Origin of the sequence: Bacteroides fluxus YIT 12057 (assembly GCF_000195635.1) — a bacterium.
Classification (GTDB): domain Bacteria; phylum Bacteroidota; class Bacteroidia; order Bacteroidales; family Bacteroidaceae; genus Bacteroides; species Bacteroides fluxus.
In genome coordinates this window covers 1-983 of record NZ_GL882663.1, presented here as the reverse complement: position 1 = coordinate 983, position 983 = coordinate 1, and the positions used below count along the sequence as shown (strand labels likewise).

Here is a 983-nt window from a genome sequence, read left to right as displayed (position 1 = left end):
TCTGATTATCCGTTTATGCACCTGTTATATTCGCAATTACTAGTCTGTCAAAGAGTTTGTCTCCAAAATACCGTCTGTTTAATTTGTAAATAAACTCGTTGAGATACAACTGTAAGTATTTCCTTTTGATTTTATGGTAGTTGCCCAGCAATGTCCGTTTTGCATTACTGATTGCGATATGCACCCATTTGAGTGTTTCCTTGGTGGTTTTGGCGTCTGATTTCTCGGTGACGTGCAATTCCACCAGATCGGAGATGTCAACGTAAGAAGTGCTTTTGTCCGAAAATACGATGGCATCATCCTCCATGCAGTCCCTGACCACGCCGTTGATTCCTTCACTTTGATGGCTATCCAGTACCCTGGCCTTGAAATAACGCACATGCTTCTCCTTTTTGCCCGTTTCGATATCTTCCAACGGGGTGCTTTCGGCCATCACCGCAACGTTCTGCTTTCCCTCGGCTCCCCGGCCACGTGTACCCTTGCCTCGCTCGATTTCCTTACTGGCCACCGAAAAGTAACCCTCATCCAGTTCTATCATCCCTTCCAGTGTATACCTTGCATCCCGGTTGCCCATCGCCCTGCGGAGTTTGTGTACCATCGCCCATACCGGTTCGTAACGCTTCAATCCTAATTGCTTCTGGAGTTCGTTGGTGGAGAATCCCTTTTTTGTGCAACTCATCAGGAACATCGTTTTGTACCACACCAGAAACGGCAGCTTGGAGCTCTCCATGATCGTACCGCTGCGCAACGAGGTGCGGAAACGGCAACCTTTGCATTCATAACTCCATTTACCCTGTAACCAATAATGGGAAGTGCCCCCGCATCGCTTGCAGACAACCCCTTCCTTATCACGCTGCTCCTTGAAATGCAAACGACAATCTTCCTCCGAACCGAAATGAGCCGTAAAACTGAATATGTTCATAATCCCTGCTTTTTGAGCGCTAATATACTAAAAATATTAGGTGTGTTTGCGGAGAATCAGA

At 46.8% G+C, this 983-nt stretch carries 1 protein-coding gene; it reads right to left on the bottom strand.

Features of this window, described 5'->3' with window-relative positions:
- Positions 1-13: 13 nt before the first annotated feature.
- Positions 14-922 carry an IS1595-like element ISBbi1 family transposase gene (locus HMPREF9446_RS12140; protein WP_005807145.1) on the bottom strand — a complete coding sequence of 303 codons (909 nt, stop codon included), beginning with the start codon at positions 920-922 and terminating at the stop codon, positions 14-16.
- Positions 923-983 lie beyond the last annotated feature (61 nt).